The sequence below is a fragment of the Streptosporangium sp. NPDC049046 genome, assembly GCF_040649155.1.
Classification (GTDB): Bacteria; Actinomycetota; Actinomycetes; order Streptosporangiales; family Streptosporangiaceae; genus Streptosporangium.
Genome location: NZ_JBEZEZ010000001.1, coordinates 218,566 through 237,077, shown reverse-complemented (window position 1 = coordinate 237,077; position 18,512 = coordinate 218,566). Strand labels below are relative to the sequence as shown.

15 protein-coding genes are annotated in these 18,512 nt (G+C 71.7%); 9 read left to right on the top strand and 6 right to left on the bottom strand.

Features of this window, described 5'->3' with window-relative positions; translation table 11 throughout:
- Positions 1-180 precede the first annotated feature (180 nt).
- From AB0B96_RS00955 to AB0B96_RS00945, 3 genes are all read left to right on the top strand, one after another.
- The gene (locus AB0B96_RS00955; protein ID WP_362895400.1) at positions 181-1,149 is read left to right on the top strand and encodes a DJ-1/PfpI family protein; all 969 of its coding nucleotides are present in this window, start codon (positions 181-183) and stop codon (positions 1,147-1,149) included.
- Complete coding sequence (locus tag AB0B96_RS00950; protein ID WP_362895397.1) at positions 1,146-1,895, top strand: HD domain-containing protein; 750 nt, start codon at positions 1,146-1,148, stop codon at positions 1,893-1,895. The genes AB0B96_RS00955 and AB0B96_RS00950 overlap by 4 nt, the downstream gene beginning before the upstream one ends.
- 443 nt (positions 1,896-2,338) lie before the next feature.
- Positions 2,339-3,727 carry a non-reducing end alpha-L-arabinofuranosidase family hydrolase gene (locus AB0B96_RS00945; RefSeq protein WP_362895393.1) on the top strand — a complete coding sequence of 463 codons (1,389 nt, stop codon included), beginning with the start codon at positions 2,339-2,341 and terminating at the stop codon, positions 3,725-3,727.
- Positions 3,728-4,017: 290 nt separating this feature from the next.
- Here the strand turns inward: AB0B96_RS00945 and AB0B96_RS00940 are convergent, their stop codons facing one another.
- The 6 genes from AB0B96_RS00940 to AB0B96_RS00915 all read right to left on the bottom strand — a co-directional run bounded on the left by AB0B96_RS00940 (position 4,018) and on the right by AB0B96_RS00915 (position 11,293).
- Positions 4,018-5,688, bottom strand: coding sequence for an ABC transporter substrate-binding protein (locus AB0B96_RS00940; protein ID WP_362895388.1), 1,671 nt, complete (start codon positions 5,686-5,688; stop codon positions 4,018-4,020).
- 77 nt (positions 5,689-5,765) lie between these two features.
- Positions 5,766-6,629 (bottom strand): ATP-binding cassette domain-containing protein, encoded by an 864-nt coding sequence (locus AB0B96_RS00935; protein ID WP_362895383.1) that lies wholly within the window; start codon positions 6,627-6,629, stop codon positions 5,766-5,768.
- The gene (locus AB0B96_RS00930; RefSeq protein WP_362895381.1) at positions 6,626-7,687 is read right to left on the bottom strand and encodes an ABC transporter ATP-binding protein; all 1,062 of its coding nucleotides are present in this window, start codon (positions 7,685-7,687) and stop codon (positions 6,626-6,628) included. Before AB0B96_RS00930 ends, AB0B96_RS00935 begins: the two co-directional genes overlap by 4 nt.
- The gene (locus AB0B96_RS00925; protein WP_362895379.1) at positions 7,684-8,574 is read right to left on the bottom strand and encodes an ABC transporter permease; all 891 of its coding nucleotides are present in this window, start codon (positions 8,572-8,574) and stop codon (positions 7,684-7,686) included. The genes AB0B96_RS00930 and AB0B96_RS00925 overlap by 4 nt, the downstream gene beginning before the upstream one ends.
- Positions 8,571-9,614, bottom strand: coding sequence for an ABC transporter permease (locus AB0B96_RS00920; protein ID WP_362895377.1), 1,044 nt, complete (start codon positions 9,612-9,614; stop codon positions 8,571-8,573). The genes AB0B96_RS00925 and AB0B96_RS00920 overlap by 4 nt, the downstream gene beginning before the upstream one ends.
- Positions 9,611-11,293, bottom strand: a complete 1,683-nt coding sequence (locus AB0B96_RS00915) for an ABC transporter substrate-binding protein (protein ID WP_362895375.1) — start codon at positions 11,291-11,293, stop codon at positions 9,611-9,613. Before AB0B96_RS00915 ends, AB0B96_RS00920 begins: the two co-directional genes overlap by 4 nt.
- Before the next feature lie 442 nt (positions 11,294-11,735).
- Between AB0B96_RS00915 and AB0B96_RS00910 the strand changes: the two genes are divergently transcribed.
- The 6 genes from AB0B96_RS00910 (at position 11,736) to AB0B96_RS00885 (ending at position 18,460) form a co-directional block, all read left to right on the top strand.
- On the top strand, positions 11,736-12,431 hold the full coding sequence (locus AB0B96_RS00910) for a hypothetical protein (RefSeq protein ID WP_362895373.1): 696 nt from the start codon (positions 11,736-11,738) through the stop codon (positions 12,429-12,431).
- Between the two features lie 5 nt (positions 12,432-12,436).
- Positions 12,437-13,789: an amidohydrolase family protein gene (locus tag AB0B96_RS00905; protein WP_362895371.1), complete on the top strand. Its 1,353-nt coding sequence runs from the start codon at positions 12,437-12,439 to the stop codon at positions 13,787-13,789.
- Positions 13,786-15,168 (top strand): amidohydrolase family protein, encoded by a 1,383-nt coding sequence (locus AB0B96_RS00900; protein WP_362895369.1) that lies wholly within the window; start codon positions 13,786-13,788, stop codon positions 15,166-15,168. Before AB0B96_RS00905 ends, AB0B96_RS00900 begins: the two co-directional genes overlap by 4 nt.
- 203 nt (positions 15,169-15,371) lie before the next feature.
- On the top strand, positions 15,372-16,379 hold the full coding sequence (locus AB0B96_RS00895) for an aminopeptidase (RefSeq protein WP_362895367.1): 1,008 nt from the start codon (positions 15,372-15,374) through the stop codon (positions 16,377-16,379).
- 46 nt (positions 16,380-16,425) lie between these two features.
- Positions 16,426-17,190: a (S)-ureidoglycine aminohydrolase gene (gene allE / locus AB0B96_RS00890; protein WP_362895365.1), complete on the top strand. Its 765-nt coding sequence runs from the start codon at positions 16,426-16,428 to the stop codon at positions 17,188-17,190.
- Complete coding sequence (locus tag AB0B96_RS00885) at positions 17,177-18,460, top strand: amidohydrolase family protein (RefSeq protein WP_362895363.1); 1,284 nt, start codon at positions 17,177-17,179, stop codon at positions 18,458-18,460. Before allE ends, AB0B96_RS00885 begins: the two co-directional genes overlap by 14 nt.
- Positions 18,461-18,512: the final 52 nt, after the last annotated feature.

Below are 18,512 nucleotides of genomic sequence, written 5' to 3'. Positions count from 1 at the left end.
AAGGCGTCGGGCCGTTTGCGGGGGCGGTCACGGCGACCGGCGATGGGCAGGGTGCCGTCGATCAGGACGATGGTCCCGCTCGAGGAGGGCGTCCCGAACGACGAGCCGAGCGACGCATGTCCGGATCTGTGGGATAGCTGTCCTTGTGGACCTTTCGGCGAGGCCGCCAGAATCGACGCCGTGAAAGACCTGGTGGTTGCCCTCTACGACGGTGTGGTGTTGCTGGACGTGGCGGGGCCGGTGCAGATCTTGCACGGGTCCCGCGGTTACCGCATCCGGCACGCGTCCGTCGACGGGCGGCCGGTGCGCACGGATGTCGGTGTGCCGCTGGGGGCCGACCTGGCTCTGGGCGAGATCGACGGGCCGATCGACACGCTGCTGGTGCCGGGGTACGCGCCGCTGGACGGCGATCGCTCCGGCGAGGTGTTCCTGGACCTGCTGCGTGACATCGGCGCTCGCGCGCGCCGGGTGGCGTCGGTGTGCACGGGTGCGCTCCTGCTGGCCGAGGCCGGCCTGCTTGACGGGCGGCGGGCCACCACGCACTGGGCCGTCTGCGCCGAGCTGGGGTCTCGGTTCCCGGGGGTGAGCGTGGAGCCGGACGCCATCTTCGTGCGTGACGGACCGGTCGTGACCTCGGCGGGCGTCACCGCCGGCATCGATCTGGCGCTGGCCCTCGTCGAAGAGGATCATGGACCGGATCTCGCGCGCGTGGTGGCCAAGTACATGGTCGTGTTTTTGCAGCGGCCGGGCGGCCAGTCGCAGTTCAGCGTGCGCGGGGCCCTCCCCACGACCCGTCACACGGCGCTGCGCCGCCTCCTGGACGCGATCGTCGCTGAACCGGCGGCAGAGCACACCCTTGCCTCGATGGCGGCCCAGGTCAGGGTCAGCGAGCGCCATCTGACCCGGTTGTTCCGCCGCGAAATCGGGCTCACCCCCGGCCAGTACGTCGAGCGGATCCGGGTGGAGGCCGCGCAGGCCCTGCTGGAGACCACGGCCGACGGCGTGGCGTCGATCGCCCGAAGGTGCGGTCTGGGATCCGACGAAACGATGCGCAGGACGTTCCTGAAGGTCCTGGGCACCACGCCGACCGCCTACCGCCGGGGCTTTCGCGCCACCCATACGCCGATAACCCCGAAGGAGACCACATGAGCCCATCCCCTGACCGCCGTACCGTGCTGGGAGCCGGCCTGGCCGGCGCGGCGGCCCTCGCGATCGGCACGCCTGCCGCGGCCGAAAGCGGGCACGCCGACCTGTCCTTTCCCGCCACCCGCGTCGCCAAGGCGGCCAGGCAGCTGGTGACGGACGCCCAGCAGCCGTACCTGCGCAACCACAGCCTGCGCAGCTTCCTGTTCGGCCGGGCGGCCGCTGCCCGGGCCGGCCGCCTGCCGGGCCGCGACTACGACGCCGAGGTGATGTTCCTCATCTGCGTGCTGCACGACATGGGCCTGACCACACACGCCGACACCGGCCGGCGCTTCGAAGTCGACGGCGCCGACTTCGCCGCCCGATTCCTGGAGCAGCACGGCATCACCGACGCCCGCGTCGACACCGTCTGGGACGGCATCGCCCTGCACACCTCCAAAGGTCTCCACGACTCGCCGGTGTTCGCCCGCCGCCGCCCGCCGGAGATCGCGATCGCGCAGAACGGCATCGGCATCGACCTGCTCCGCGGCCCCGGCGATCTGCCCGCCGGATACGCCGACCGCGTGCACGCCGTCTACCCTCGCCACGGCGGCGCCCGTGCCCTGACCGACGCCATCATCGCGCAGGGCCTCGCCGATCCGCGAAAGGCGCCGCCCATGACCCTGCCCGGCGAGATCCTGCACCAGCGGCATCCCGAGGTCCCCTACACCACCTGGCAGGACATCCTCGACGCCGGCGGCTGGCACGACTGACGGTGCCGCAACCGCTCGGCCCCGCCTGCCCGGGGGCCTGAGGGCGGGATCCAGCCGGTGTGACCGTGTGAACGTTTCATCACAGAGCCGATCTCGCGCGGTGCGATCGGATGCCCGTAAGGGCAGATGAAGGCCCACGGGGGCGGGAGTATCGGGGGAACGGGCGAGGGGCAGTGTCTTGACGCGGATCGGCCGCATCGTATTGGCTCCGCGCACCACCCCACTCTCACCGGAGAAACGAGCAGTCCGCCAGCGGACGTCTTGTTAACGCTAACAAAAACCGTGGCCCCGTATACGTCCGGGCCGAACCCCCCGGGTGCATCCACACCAGTCCCTGACAGCGGCTGGACGAGAAGATGAGGAGCACGCACATGCGCCTGCCCTGGCGAACGCGGACACCGCGCCGCTCCGCCGTCACACCGACGGCACCGTCCCGATCGGCCATGCGCCGAGGCCTGGCGATCGTCACGATCCCGATCCTGATGGCGGCCGCCGGTCTAATTGCCACGCAGCCCGCGCAGGCGGCCGTCGCCTGCCGGGTCGACTACACCGTCAGCTCGTCGTGGCCGGGGGGCTTCGGCGCCAACGTCACCATCAACAACCTGGGCGACCCGGTCAACGGGTGGCGGCTGACCTGGTCCTTCGGGGGCGGCCAGCAGGTCACCCAGATGTGGAACGCCACGTCCGCCCAGTCCGGTTCCGCGGTGACCGCGACCAATGCCGCCTACAACGCCGCCATCCCCACGGGAGGCAGCACCTCCTTCGGGTTCAACGGCTCGTACAGCGGCAGCAACCCGTCGCCCACCTCGTTCTCCCTGAACGGCGTGGCCTGCACCGGGAACCCCGGAAACCCCGATCCCACCCCCACGCCCACCCCCACGGTCACGCCGACTCCCACGCCGACGCCGACTCCGACGCCCGGTAACTGCACCCTTCCCTCGACGTACCGCTGGACCTCCTCGGGCGTGCTCGCGACACCGAAGGCGGGCTGGGTCTCGCTGAAGGACTTCACCGTCGCCCCCTACAACGGCAAGCAGCTCGTCTACGCCACCACCCACAACACCGGCACCAGCTGGGGTTCGATGAACTTCAGCCTGTTTACCAACTACTCGGAGATGGCCTCGGCCAGCCAGAACACGATGAACAACGCCACCGTGGCGCCGTCGCTGTTCTACTTCGCGCCGAAGAACATCTGGGTGCTCGCCTACCAGTGGGGCGGCCCGGCGTTCTCCTACCGCACCTCGACCGACCCCACCAACCCCAACGGCTGGTCGGCACCCCAGACGCTGTTCTCCGGCAGCATCTCCAACTCCGGCACCGGCCCCATCGACCAGGCGCTCATCGGTGACGGCCAGAACATGTACCTGTTCTTCGCCGGCGACAACGGCAGGATCTACCGGGCCAGCATGCCCATCGGCAACTTCCCCGGCAGCTTCGGCTCGAACTACACGACCATCATGACCGACACCACGAACAACCTGTTCGAGGCCGTCCAGGTCTACAAGATCCAGAACGAGAACCGGTACCTCATGATCGTCGAGGCGATCGGCTCGCAGGGCCGCTACTTCCGGTCCTTCACCGCCACCAGCCTCGGCGGCAACTGGACCCCGCAGGCCGCGACCGAGAGCAACCCCTTCGCCGGCAAGGCCAACAGCGGCGCCACCTGGACCAACGACATCAGCCACGGTGAGCTGCTGCGCACCAGCGCCGACCAGACCATGACCATCGACCCCTGCAACCTGCAGCTGCTGTACCAGGGCCGCAGCCCCAGCTCCGGCGGCGACTACGGCCTGCTGCCCTACCGCCCCGGCCTGCTCACCCTGCGGCGCTGACGGACATGACACCGATCCGGACCGGGTGTACCTGACACTCACGGGGAAGGCGCACACCCTCGTCGGGTGAGCGTGATCAGGACCGGCCGGCGACGGAGGGGCGGGCTCGGCGTTACGCCGAGCCCGCCCCGTGTCATGTGGAGAGACCAGATCATCCCGCTGTCCGAGCGGGCGGTTCACCTCCGGGGGCGCCGATACGCCAAGCACTCGAAATGAGTCCGTACCGGCCGGCATGTCCGCGGCCCGAAGCCGAGGCGGTCGGCTTCGGGCACGCCATGACGTCCCGCCGGTCAGGAGCGGCCGATGTCGGCGGCCCAGGGATAGGTGAGCTGGACCGAAGAGGTGGGCGCCCCGGTAAGGCCCTTGCCCAGGTAGAGCGGGTTGAACGGCGCGTACAGCGGGATCCAGATCAGCTGTTCCGCGGCGATCTTCTGCGCTTCGGCCACGAGTCCGGCCCGCTCGGCCGGGTCGGCCGCCGAGGTGGCCTCGCCGATCAGCCGGTCGAACTCCGGGTCGGCCCACCCGGCGTAGTTGAACGTGTTGCCGCCCTGAAGGTACTGGTAGATCTGCGTCGGATCCGGGTAGTCCGTCTGCCAGAGCGAGAAGATCATGTCGATCCCCTCCCGAGCCTTGGCGTCGCTGTACAGCGCGTTGTAGTTGTCGGCGGGCAGCGTCCTGAGCTCCACCTTGAGGCCGACGGACTCGCCCGCCCGCTTGACCTCCGCGCCGATGACCGGCATCTCGGCCTGCGAGCCGGTGACCGCGATCGTGATCGGGGTCGCGGGCACGCCCGCCTCGGTCACCAGCCTCCGCGCCTCGTCGACCGGGCCGCTGGGCTCGGGCAGCGCGTCGTACGCCGCCTTCAGCGTGTCCTGCCCATAGCCCCAGGTGCCCGGGGAGGCGGGGGCCTTGAGCGGCTCGGCCGCCCCCGACATCGCGGCCTTGATGATGCCCGGCCGGTCGATGGCGAGCGAGAGTGCCCTGCGGATCCGCACGTCGGCCAGCGGGCCCTTCAGGCTGGTCACCATGCCGACGTAGCTGCCGGAGGTACGACCGAAGTAGAGCTTCCCGGTGTCGGTGGCCTGGAGCCGGGTGAAGCCGGAGGAGGGCACGTACCAGGATCCGTCCAGCTCTCCCGCCAGCATGGCGGTGACCCGGGCCGCGGGGTCCCGGATGAAGTCGAAGCGGATACCGGGGGACTTGGCCCGGTGCGCGGTGTCCCAGTAGCCGTCGAAGCGGGCCAGCTCGATGGACTGTCCCGCCGTCCAGGTGGCCAGCCTGAACGGGCCTGTGCAGTCCACGCCCCCCTGAGGCGTGCCGAGCCTCTTGCCGGCCGCCTCGGACGCGGCTCTGCCCAGGACGCGGCCCGCCGGGGTCGCCATCGACTGGTTGAACAACGCGTCCGGCTTCTTCAGCCGGACGGTGACCTCACCGTCGCCGGTGGCCTTGATGTCCTTGACGTTCTGGTAGACGGCGTCGTTGTAGGAACCCAGGTCCTTGTCGAGGTTGCGGTTGAGGCTGTATGCGACGTCCTCGGCGGTCAGGTTGGCGCCGCTGTGCAACTTCACCCCGGGGCGTAACGTGTAGACCCAGGTCAGGGAGTCGGGTTGTTCCCACGACTCGGCCAGCGAGGGCTGGAACGAGAAGTCGGGTGCGACCTTCACCAGGCTCTCGCACACGTTGGCGAGGACCTCCATCGGCGGGAAGTCGTTGCTGTAGATCGGGTCCAGAGAGGACGGCTCGGCGTACAGCGCCCAGCGGAGCGTGTCCGCCTCGCCGGTGGCGGCGGGCAGTGACTCGGTGAGGACGGGGCCGCCCGATCCGCCGGGCGAGGAGGAGGCGCCGTCGGCTCCTCCGGCCCCGGTGGCGACGGTGCCTCCTGAGCATGAGGAGACGGTGAGGGCGGCGCAGACGGCCAGTGCGAGGAGCGGGCTGCGGCCAGGGGCGGGTCCGACGGTCATGGGATTCCTTCCGGGGTCTCTGTCACGAGGCCGGTGGTCGGTGGGGGGACGCGGAGAGAGGGGAGTGGTCGGCGGGGTCAGTACCGGGCGAGAAGATCGCGGCGGGCCTGTCCCACACGGGCCGGGTCCCAGCCGGGGCGCGGGACACTGGACAGCAGCAGCCGGGTGTAGGGGTGCTCCGGCCGCTGGAGCACCCGGGAGGTGGGACCGCGTTCGATCACGGCCCCGCGGAACATGACCACCACGTCGTCGGTGACCCAGCGCACGACCTCCAGGTCGTGGCTGACGAACACCAGCGCCACGCCCGTGTCACGGCGGATCTCCGAGAGGAGGTTGAGAATCTGCGCCTGGATGGACACGTCCAGCGCGGCCACCGCCTCGTCCAGCACCAGCATGCGCGGCCGGGCGGCCAGCGCCCTGGCGATGGCGACGCGTTGCCGCTGTCCGCCGGACAGCGCGCGGGGCAGCGCCGCCGCCTCGCGTGAGCCGAGCCCGACCTGGTCGAGCAGTTCCCGCCGGCGGCGGGCGCGGGTGGGCGGGTCCGACTCGGTGTGCAGCCGGAGTATCTCGTCGAGGGCGTCGGCGACGCTCTGCCGGGGATCCAGGCTCTGGTAGGGGTCCTGGAAGACGAGCTGTACGATCCGGGCACGCCGCATCCGGTCGCGGCGGTCGCGGCCGTGGCCGGATTCGAGGCCGTCGAAGCGGATCGTGCCGGAGTCGGGCCGCTCCAGCCCGACGATCAGCCGTGCCGTCGTGGTCTTGCCGGAGCCGGACTCGCCGACGACACCCAGCGAGCCGCCGGCCGCGACCTCGAAGGAGACGTCGTCGACCGCGACGACCCGCCCTCGGTCGTACGTCTTGCGCAACCCCTCGGCCCGCAGCAGGGGGTGCTCACCCGCTGCGGCGGTCCGGGGGGAGGTGGGACTCGCCTCTGGTGTCACGGTCGGCTCCTTTGTCGCGGCCGGGCCGGTCCGGCGGGTTCCCCGGTCTCCGCCCCGGACGTGACCGGGGCGGAGGTGTCGGTGAGGGTGAGGTCGTCGGCCCGGTGGCAGGCGACCAGGTGCCCGGCGATCGTCCGAGGGCGGGGAGCCGATTCGTGGCAGGCGTCGGCCGCGTACGCGCAGCGCGGCGCGAAGGCGCAGCCGAGCGGCGCCTCGAACAGCCCGAGCGGGCGTCCGGGCACCGCCCGCAGCGTCGTCCGGCCGGGGCCCGGCCGGGAGGCGAAGAGCGCCGCCGTGTAGGGGTGGCGCGGGCGGCGGTGCAACGCGTCCGCGTCGGCGACCTCGACGATCGAGCCCGCGTACATCACATGGATGCGGTCGCAGACGGCCGCCGCGAGGTCGAGGTCATGGGTGACCAGCACGATGGCGAGCCCGCGCTCGCGTCGAAGGCGCAGCAGGATCGCCATGATCTCCGCCTGGGTGGTGACGTCCAGCGCGGTGGTCGGCTCGTCGGCGAGCAGCAGCTCGGGCTCGCCGGCCAGTGCGGCGGCGATCATCACTCGCTGGAGCATCCCGCCGGACAGCTCGTGCGGGTACTGGCGCAGGTGGCGTCCGGGGTCGGGCAGGCCGACCTCGTCCAGCAGGCCGGCGGCCACGGCGAGCGCCTTGCCGCGCGGCAGCCCCCGGTGGACGCGTAGCCCTTCGGTGAGGAACGCGCCGATGCGCTGGAACGGGTTGATGTGCGCCCGGGGGTCCTGGAAGATCATCGCGGTGGTGCGGGACCGTATCTCGCGCAGCACCGGCGCCGGGGCGCCGAGGACGTCCCGCCCGGCCACCAGGACCCGGCCCTCCACCCGGGACCGTGGCGGGACGAGTCCGACGGCGGTGCGCAGCGTCATCGACTTGCCGGAGCCGGACTCTCCGACCAGGCCGACGATCTCACCTTTCCCGCAGGTCAGAAAGACCGTTTCGAGGATGGGGCGGCCGACGCCGCCGGTGGTCACAGCCAGGGACAGGCCCCGCACCTCAAGCATCGGATCGATCCGGGGCGCGCTCACCGGTCCGCCTTCCTGATGTGGTCGGCGATGCCCTCGCCGAGCAGGCTGAACGCGACGACGGCGATCACGATGACGGCGCCGGGGGCGAGCGCGGACAACGGCGCTCCCTGGAGCAGCGCCGACTGGCCCTCGGAGATCATGGCGCCCCAGTCCGCCTGCGGTGGCTGGACGCTGAAACCGAGGAAGGAGAGCCCGGCGAGGTCGATCATCGCGTAGCCGAAGCACAACGACGCCTGGGCCAGCACGAACGGCGCGATGTTGGGGATGAGGTGCCGCGTCGTGATGCCCCAAGCGGAGAAGCCCTGGATCTCCAGTGACCGGATGTAGGGGCGGTGCCGTTCGCTGAGCGCGACGCTGCGCGTCATCCGCGCCATGTACGGGGTGTAGGCGACGGCGAGGGCGAGCACCGTGGAGTCCAGACCCGCGCCGAGCACGGCGACCAGCAGGATCGCCAGCAGCACCCCGGGGAAGGAAAAGATCACCTCGATGACGCGGGACAGCGCCGCGTCGATCCAGCCGCCGTACCAGGCGGCCACCACGCCGACCGCGACGCCGAGGACGGTGGCTCCGGTGACGACGCCGAGCGGTCCGAGCAGCGAGGTGCGGGCGCCCCAGATCAGCCTGGACAGCACGTCGCGTCCGGCCTGGTCGGCGCCGAGCGGATGCGCGGCGGACGGCCCGGCCAGGCTGTCGGAGAGCGAGACCGCGTCCGGGTCCTGCGGGGACAGCCACGGGGCGAAAACCGCCACCACGACCAGGACCGTGAGGACCGCGACCGAGAACACGACCAGCGGGCCGCCTCCGACCGGACGGGGTATCCAGCGGCGCCGCACCAGGGGGGCGGCGTCGGCGAGGGGCCCGGCGGGATTTCCGGCGGGAATGCTCATCGGGCACCCGCCTTTCCGCGCACCCGCGGGTCGATCAGCGGGTACAGCAGGTCCACCAGCAGGTTGGACAGCGCGAACACCGCGACGATGATCAGGACGATGGCCTGGGTGACGGGGAAGTCCTTGGCGTTGACCGACTGCACGAGCAGCGACCCCATTCCGTTGAGCCCGAAGGCGGTCTCGACCAGGGTGGTGGTGACCAGCAGGCCGGAGATCACCAGTCCGGCGAGCGTGACGACCGGGGCCATCGCGTTGCGGAACACGTGCCGCCAGATGATCCGGCGCTCGGGCATGCCGCGGACCCGGGCGGTCTCGACGTACTCCTTGCCGAGTTCGGTGAGCATGGAGGACCGGGTCGCGCGGGCGACCAGCGCCACCGACGACAGCGCCAGCGCGATCGCGGGCAGGGTGAGGTGCCAGATCCGGTCCCAGAGCCCTTCACCCGCACCGAAGGCGGGAAACCAGCCGAGCGTCACGGCGAAGAGCGAGGTCAGCCCGATCGCGACCACGAAGGCGGGGGTGCCCATCGCGACCGTGGTCCCGATGATCGCGACCGCGTCCACCGTGCCGCGGCGGACCGCGGCGAGTACGCCGAGCAGGACGCCGGACAGCAGGATGAGCACCGAGGCGTACGCGACGAGCGCGAGCGTGGTGGGGATCCGGGAGGCGATCAGGCCGCCGACCGGCTGGCGGAACTGCAGGGACTGGCCGAAGTCGCCCGTCAGCAGCCCGCCGAGCCAGGAGACGAACCGCTGGGGGAAGGGATCGTCCAGGTTGTACTGGGCGCGGATGGCCCGCAGTGTGTCGGCGGTCACCGAGTTGCCGCGGGCCAGGAAGGACTCGGGGGATCCCGGCGCGAGGTACATCGCGCCGAAGATCACCACAGAGGTCGCCAGCATGACCAGGACCAGCGCGAGCAGCCGGCGACCCAGCACGGGCAGCACCGTCCCCGGCCATCCCGGTGGGCGGTCGCGTTCCGTCCCCGGTTTCCGTGCCTCCGGCGGTGGCACGACGGCCGCGCCCGGCGGGACTCCGGTCACGACGCCGCCCCGAGATCGGCCGCCCACGGGTAGTGCAGCTGGACGTAGGAGGCGGGAGTGCCGGTGAGCCTGTTGTTGAGGAAGAGGGTGTTGTACGGCGCGTACAGCGGGATCCACACCAACTCGTCGACCACGATCCGCTGCGCGTCGGCGACCAGCGCGGCACGGGCCTCCGGGTCTCCGGTCTTCCCAGCCTCGGCCACCAGCTTGTCGAACCCGGTGTCGGAGAACCCGGCGAAGTTGTAGAAGTGCCCTGTCTGGAAGTACTGGTACATCTGCAGCGGGTCGGCGAAGTCGGTGCCCCAGCCGGTCAGGTACAGGTCGATGCCCTCACGGGCCTTCTTGTCGGTGTACACGCCGCTGTACTGGTCGGCGGGGATGCTTCTGATCTCGACCTGGAGGCCGATCTGCTTGGCGGCGGCCTGGATCTCCGCGCCGATCACCGGCACCTCGGCCTCACCGTTCGTCGTTGCCAGCACGATCGGCGCGGTGGGCGCGCCCGCCTCGGCGACCAGCTTCCTCGCCTCGTCGAGACGGCGCTCGGTGACGGTGAGGGCGTCCCACGCCTTCTGGTACGTCTCGTCGGCGTAGCCCCAGGAGCCGGGCACGGCGGGAGCCTTCTGTGGTTCTCCCGCACCCTGGAGCACGGCCTTGATGATGCCGTCGCGGTCGATCGCCATCGACAGCGCGCGGCGGATGCGCACGTCGCCGAGCGGGCCGCCGAAGTTCATCACGATGGCGTTGAAGCCCTGGGTGCTGCGGCCGTAGTAGACCTTCCCCTGCCCGCTGGAGGCCAGGCGCCGCAGCGAGGACGGCGGCAGGAACCAGCCGCCGTCGATCGACCCGGCCAGCATGCCGTTGACCGCGGCAGCCGGGTCGCGGACGAACTGGAACACCACCTCCTTGGCCTTGGCCCTGTGCGCCGGGTCGAAGTAGTCGTCGTCACGGGCGAGCGTCATGGATTGGCCCTTGTCCCAGGAGGCGAGCGAGAACGGGCCGACGCAGTTCACGCCGCCGTCCGGTGTCCCGTAGGACTTCCCCTTCGCCTGCACGGTCGCCTTGCTGTCGATGATCCCGGCGGGACTGCTCATGTAGGAGTTGAAGAGCGCGTCGGGCTGCTTGAGGGTGACCGTGACCTCCAGCGGGCCGGTCGCCTTGACCGTGGAGACGTTGGCGTACGCGCCGGACCAGAAGGACCCGGCGGCGGTGTCGAGGTTGCGGCTCAGGCTGAAGGCGGCGTCCTCGGCGGTCAGCGGGGTGCCGTCGTGGAAGGTGATCCCGGAGCGCAGCCGGTAGACCCAGGTCTTCGGGGACGGGTTGTCGAAGGACTCGGCCAGCGCGGGCTCCAGCGACATGTCGGGGGCGAGCCGCAGCAGACCCTCGCAGACATTGGCCATGATCTGGCCGGTCGCGAAGCTGGCGTTGTAGATCCAGTCGAAGGACGAAGGCTCGGCCGCCACGGACCAGGTGACCCGGTCGAGTTCCCCTGCTCCGGTGGGGGTCCGTTCGGTGACGGTGATCGTGTCCTTGCCCTCGGAGGCGGTGGGGGTGGTGGGAGAGGCGGATCCCGCGGGGGCGGCGCAGCCGGCCAGAGAGAGGACCCCGGCGGTGAGGGCCGCGGCGATCGACCGATGGCGGGCTGGTCTGGCAGGTCTGGCAGGTCTGGAGTCGGCGGTCAAGGGATACCTCCGGGACTGCGGATCAGGTGGCTCGGGCGGTGGGCGTACCGCGTCCGGCCACCGGTTCTGTGACTGCGGGAGCACCGGTTCCGGGGTGGGGGCCGGTGTCGAGTCGAGGTTGTGTGACTGGGTGGGGCGCCGGCTCGGATGACGGGATGAGCGTCCGGTCGCGGGTTCTGTGACTGTGGGCGGGGCGTCGGTTCCGGCGGCGAGGGCCGGTTCCGGGCCGAGGATTCGGCGAGGGGTGTTCGCCGTGGTTGGCGGCAGTTAACCCCAGCTGGTTCCGGGGGGTCAAGGGTCTAAAGAAACGTTCCTGTTAACAAAAGAAACGTTTCTTTTTTCTCTTGCATGGGTCATGATGCTGTCCGTCGGCGCTCTGGCCTCCCCGAGGGGAGGCGGGGCCGCCCCGCCCCCTGTCCTTCCATCCACCGGAAGGTGTGTGATGACCCAGCCCTGGATCCTGGTGACCGGGAACGGTGCCTTCGGCGCTTCGGCGAGCCGCGCCGAACTGCACTACCCCGAGAATCCGAGTAGCGCCGTCGCCCTCGCGCTCGACGGCGAGACGATCGCCGGGCACCGCGTGGCAGCCCGGAGCCTGGCCTGGCGCTCACACCCGGAGGAGGCGCTGGCCCCCCTGCTCGTCGGCCCGTCCGCCGGTGAGGGGCCTCCGGCGGCGGTGGTGTCGTGCGGGGTGTTCTCCGGGCGTGCCGTCGTCACCGCGGAACGGGTCGCCGTCAACGTGCAGGACTTCCAGTTCGCCGACGACCGGGGTCACCGGCCGGCCGGTGACCCCGTCTATCCGGGCGGTCCCGCCGCCTACCTGTCGACCCTGCCGATCAAGGCCATGACCATGGCGATGCGCGCGGCCGGCGTCCCCGCCCTGGTCTCCAACTCCGCCTCCACCCATGGCTGCAACTCCGTCATGTACACCGCGCTGCATCTGGCCGCCAGGCACGGGCTGCCCTCCAGGTGCGGCTTCCTGCATCTGCCGGATCCTCCGGGCCACGTGGCCAGGATCGGGCACAACGGACCGAGCATGGACCTGTCGCTACAGGTCACCGCGGTGCGTGCGGCTCTGCGCGCACTGGTCGAGAACCCGGCCGACATCAGCACGCCGGCCAACGAATGGGAGTGGTGACCGACATGCCACAGGAACTCGACCTGTTGATCCGCGCCGGGCGGGTCCACGGCCACGACGGCCTCGTGGACGTCCACATCAGGAACGGGCTGGTCGTCGCGGTGCAGCCGACCCTGCCCGTCCCCGCCGGGGACGGACACGCGGGAGACGGGCACGCGACGGCCGCCCCGGCCGAGGCGCGCGAGGTGCTGGACGCCGGTGGCGGGCTGGTCTCGCGTTCCTTCACCGAGCCGCACTATCACCCGGACAAGGCATACAGCCGCCGCCTGGCCCCCGAGGGGATGGCGGACGGGTTCGCCCGCGCCCGGGCGATCAAGGCGGGCTTCACCGTTCCCGATGTGACCGAGCGCGCCCTCCGGGCGCTGCGACTGGCGTCCGCGAACGGTGTCACGGCACTGCGCGCCAACGTGGACGTCGACTCGGTGTCCGGGCTGACCGGGCTGCACGGCGTGCTCGCCGCCCGCGAGCGGGTGGCGCACCTGCTCGACGTGCAGATCGTCGCGTTCCCGCAGGAAGGGCTGCTGCGGGACCCGCTGGCCAGGCCGCTGCTGGTCGAGGCGCTGCGCTCGGGCGCCGGGCTGGTCGGTGGCTGGCCCAACGTCGAGGAGGGGGCCGAGGCGCAGCGGGCTCACGTACGCGAGGTGTTCGACCTGGCCGAGCGGTTCGGCACAGATGTGGACATCCACCTGGACTGTGAGATCGACGCGACCCAGACCATGCTGGAGTTCACCGCCGCCGAGACCGTACGGCGCGGCTACCAGGGACGGGTCGTGGCGAGCCACTGCTGCAGCCTGGAGGTGTACGACGACGCGGACGCGGCCCGGGTGATCGCGGCGGTGGCCGAGGCCGACGTGCGAGTGGTGGTCGTCCCGCTGAACCTGGTGGACGGCGGCCCGCGCGGGCTGTCCCGGCCACGGCAACTGGCCGAGGCCGGGGTGGTCGTGGCCGCGGGCAGCGACAACCTGAACGACGGCTGGTACGCGCTGGGGACGCTGGACCCGATGGACCGGGCACGGACGGCGTTCCTCGGCGCCGGCTACCACGACGAGGGCGCGCTGGACACCGCGTGGGACCTGGTCTGCGGGCAGGCGGCGGCCGCGATCGGCGGGCGCCCCGGTGACATCGCCGTCGGGGAGGACGCGGACCTGGTGGTGTTCGACGTGCCGGACCGGGCCACCGCCCTGGCCGGGGTTCCGGGGCGCCGCGTCACGCTGCGGCGCGGCCGGGTGGTCGGTCGCAGGGACACCACCGGAACCACCGCGTACGGGCCGATCGGTCTCACCGCCGCCCTCTCCGGCACCGGGACACCCGGCGGCACGGGCCCCGGCCGTCCCGCACAGGAAAAGGCGAGCGCGTGATCGGGCGGGTGGACCTGGCGGTGGTCGGGGGCACCGTGCTGGCCCCCACCGGCGCGGCGCCCGCGACCCTGCTGGTCGACCGTGGGCGCGTGCGCGCGGTGGTCCCGCGGGAGACCCCGGTGGACGCCGCCGAGGTGCTCGACGCCACCGGCCTGCACGTGATGGCCGGGATCATCGACCTGCACGTCCACTTCGACGTCCCCGGCATCTCCTTCGAGGAGGACTTCCGCACCGGCACCCGGTGTGCCGCCGCCGGAGGTGTCACTTTCGTGATGGAACACCCCTTCTCCAACCCGCCGACCACGACCGCAGCCCGGTACGCCGCCAAGAGCGAGCGGGCCGCGGCCGGCGCGGTCGTCGACTTCGGCCTGTGGGGCGCGCTCACCCAGCCGTCGCTGGAGGAGATGGCGGGCCAGCGCGCACTGGGGGCTCCCGGCTTCAAGGCGTTCCTGCCGGAGAACACCATGGGCTTCCCGCCCGCCACCGAGACGGACCTGCTGACCGGAATGGCCACCGCGGCCCGGCTCGGCGCGCGAGTGCTGGTGCACGCCGAGGATCACGACACGCTGGTCTCCGCCGAGGCCAGGCTGCGCGCCGGCGGGCGTACCGACCTGACCGCGCTGCTGGAGGCACGCCCGCCGTCGGCCGAGATCGACGCGGTACGCCACGTGCTGCGGCTGGCCCGCAGGACCGGCTGCGCCGTTCACCTCGTGCACCTGTCCACTCCCGAGGCGGTCGACCTGGTCGCCGGAGCACGGGCGGAAGGGATGGACGCCACCTGCGAGGTCACCGCCCACCATCTGCTGCTGGACGACGGCGACCTGCGGCGGGTCGGCGGGTTCGGGGTGTGCGCCCCGCCGCTGCGCGACGCCGGGCGGGTGGAGCGGCTGTGGGATCGGGTCCGCGCCGGACTGGTACAGGCGATCGTGTCCGACCACTGTCCCTACGACCGCGCGGGCAAGCTCGTCGCCGAGACCGACGTGTTCAGCTGTCCGTTCGGGATCCAGGGCGTCCAGGAGTACGCGCCGCTGGTGCTCGGCGAGGCACTGAACCGGGGCCTCCCGCTGGACGAGGTCGCTCCGCTGCTCACCACGGGGCCGGCCGCGATCTGCGGGGTCTCCGGCTCCAAGGGCGTGCTGGCGCCGGGCATGGACGCCGATCTCGTCCTCCTCGACCTGAACTCTCCCTGGGTGGTCGACTCCGAGGCGCAGCAACTCGCGGCGGAGCGCTGGTCGCCCTACGACGGCCGCGGCTGCGACGTCCGGGTGGTGCGTACCCTGGTGCGCGGCCGGACGGTGGCCGTGGACGGCGAGGTCGTGGCCGTGCCCGGCTCGGGGCGCTTCGTCCCCCTTTCCGAGGGAGCCCCGTGTCCGATCTGACCCCCCACGCCCCCGGCCCCCCGACCCCCGGCCCCCCGACCCCTGGGCCGTCGGACCAGCCCCTCTCAGATCAGACTCGGACTCCGACCCCCGGCGCCCCCGAACCCTCATCGCGGGCACTTCCCGGTCCGGCCTCCCCGAGGCCGGACCTCGGGAAGACCGCGCTCCCCGACGCGCGGCTACGCCGAGGGGCAGCGGAGCTGGTGGGGACCTGCCTGGCCGTGGCGAGGGAGGATCGGGTGCTGGTGCTGACCGACCGAGCCACCCGGCGGCTGGCCGGGATCGTGGCCGACGAGGCCCGAACCCTGGCACCGGACACCGTCGTCGAGGTGCTCCCGGATGTCGCGGCAGGCTACCCGGCGGCCCGGCGAGCGGTCGAGGCGGCGTTGGACGCCCACCGGCCCACCGTCACCGTGTTCGCCGCCGCCGACCCCGAGGACCTGCTCGCCTGGGACCCCTCGTTCTGGGCGCTGCTGGCTCGCGACGGCGTCCGCCACGCCCACATGCCCGCCCTGGACGACGCCTGCCTGGGCATCGGCATGGCCGTCGACTACACCGAGGTGGCCGGGTTCACCCTGGGCGTCCGCGACCTGCTCACCGGCTGCGCGTCGGTGCACGTCACCAGCGCCACCGGTACGGACCTGACGCTGACGTGCGATCCGGCCCGTCCGTGGACACCGTTCACCGGCCTGTACCGGTGCGGTGGCCAGGGCGGACGGCTGCCACAGGGTGAGGTGTTCTGCAGCCCGCGCTCGGCCGAGGGCGTCCTCGCCGCCTCGGTGCTCGGCTACCCCCTCAACTCCCGCCACGGCCTGCTCACCGAGCCGGTGCTGATCGAGGTGGCGGCCGGCGAGGCCGTGGAGGTGCGCCACCCCGACACCGCGCTGGCCTCGGAGGTGTACCGCCTCCTGGCGGAGGCACCGGGCGGCCTCCGGCTCGGCGAGCTGGCCCTGGGCACCAACCGGGCCCTGACCGGGCTCACCGGCAACCTGCTGTTCGACGAGAACGTGCCCGGCGTGCACATCGCGTTCGGGCACCCGTTCCCGCAGTACACCGGCGCCGACTGGGAGTCCCCTGTCCACCTGGACCTGGTGCTGGAGCGCCCCTCGGTCCGCGTCGACGGGCACACCGTCCTGGACTCCGGCCGGTACGCCTCCGCCGACCCACCCCTTTTCCTCTCGCCACGCCTCCACGGAAGGAAGCGACATTGACACCCTCCCCACGGCCAAGCCGGGGCCTCCGCGCCGGAGGCATCCGATGAACGGCACCACCCGAGCCGATTACGTGAGCGCCAACCGCGGACGCGTCCGCGACTCCTACATCCTGATGTGCCCGGACAACCTCGTCGAGAACTCCCTTCCCCATCTGCACGGCGTGGTCGCCAGGCCACTCGCCACGCCGAGGGTCCGTCCCGCGGCCTTCGGCGAGTACCTGCTGGAGTTCGAACCGGGCGGTGGAGGCACTCGCCCGCTCGGCGCCGGCTTCGAGAACTTCCTGTACGTCCTCGACGGCGACGGCCTGGACATACGAGCCGGAGGGGAGACCCACTCCCTGACACCCGGCGGATTCGCGTTCCTCCCGCAGGGCACCGAGTTCGAGATCCTGGCGCCCGGGAACGCGACCCGGGCCCTGTGGGTGAAACGCCGATACGAGGAAGTGGACGGCGTTCCCGCGCCCGAGCCGGTGACCGGGCACGTCGAGGAGGTCGAGCACATCCGCGACGAGAGCATCGGCGGCACGTACGCGCCGCTGCTGCCGCTGGACGAGCGCTACGACATGGCGATGAACGTGATGCGGTTCGACATCGGCGCCAGGTTCACCATGGTGGAGGTCCACCACCAGGAGCACGGCCTGTACATGCTCGAAGGCCAGGGGGTCTACTACCTCGGCGACGACCACCTGGAGGTCGCCGAGGGCGACTTCGTCTACATGGCGCCCTACTGCCCGCAGTACTTCTACGCCACCGGATCGACCCGCGCCGGCTACCTGCTCTACAAGGACATCAACCGTGACGGCTTCTGAACCGCCCGCCGACCTCGTCATCGAGAACGCCGTGTACGAGGACACGGCCGTGGACATCGTGATCCGCGGCGGCCTGATCGCCGCGCTCGGCGCCGGCGCCGGCGCCGGTCTGCCCGCCCGCGAACGGATCTCCGCCCGCGGCGGCCTGGTCACGCCGCCGTTCGTCGAGCCGCACAGCCACCCGGACAAGGCGTTGAGCCGCCACTCGATCCGCCGGCTCGGCCTGCCCGAGCGGCTCGTCCACCGCCCCGCGATGATGCGGCGGCAGCGCGACCTGAAGGCGTCCTTCACCGTCGAGGACGTGGCGGCTCGGGCCGGGGCGTTTCTGCGGCTGGCCGCGTCCCAGGGCACGGGGACCGTCGCCGGGCAGGTCGACATCGACACCGTCACCGGGCTGACCTCGTTCGAGGGTGTCATGCGGGCGCGCGAGGAGCACGCCGGCTTGGTGGACCTGCTGGTGACCGCCTTCCCACAGGAGGGGCTGGTACAGGATCCCGGCGCGTACGACCTGGTGGCCGAGGCGCTGGCCGCAGGCGCGCACCGGGTCGGTGGGTGGCCCAACAACGAGCGGACCGAGCAGGACCGGCTGTCCCACCTGGACCAGGTCTTCGCGCTGGCCGAACGGTTCGGCGTCGGGATCGACGTCAACATCGACTACTTCACCGACCCGAGTGAGCGGATGCTGGAACCGCTGGCCGAGCGGACCGTCGCGCACGGCATGCGAGGCCTGGTCAACGCCAACCACGTGGGCGCGCTGGAGACGTACGCCGACGACGACGCGCGGCGGGTGATCGAGAAGGTGGCCGCCGCCGGGATCACGGTGACGGTGTGCCCGTCCAACCTGGGGGGATCGCTGCCCTACCGGGGTGTCTCCCGGGCGAACGAGCTGCTCGCCGCAGGAGTGGTCGTCGCGGCCGGAACCGGCAACATGCAGGACAACTGGGAGCCGTTCGGCAACCTGGACCCGCTGGACCTGGCCAGACTGGCATGGCACGCCTTCCCGCTCGCGGACGAGTCCGACGTCGGGATCGCCGTCGCCTGGGACCTGGTCGGCGCGTACGCGGCACAGGCGGCCGGGGTCGCCTACGGGGAACTGCGGCAGGGAGCGCCGGCCGATCTCGTCGTGCTGGCGGCCGGAACGTTCACCGACGCGTTGCGCAACGAGCCGGGCCCGCGATGGCTGGTGCGCGGCGGCCAGGTGGTGGCGAGCCGGTCCGGTGAGCTGTGGACGGCGGACGAGCCTGACACCGACCCGGTGGGCCTACGGTGAGAAAACCTCAAGAAATCTCGATCCGAAACGTTTCTGCTTCGATCGCTCGCCT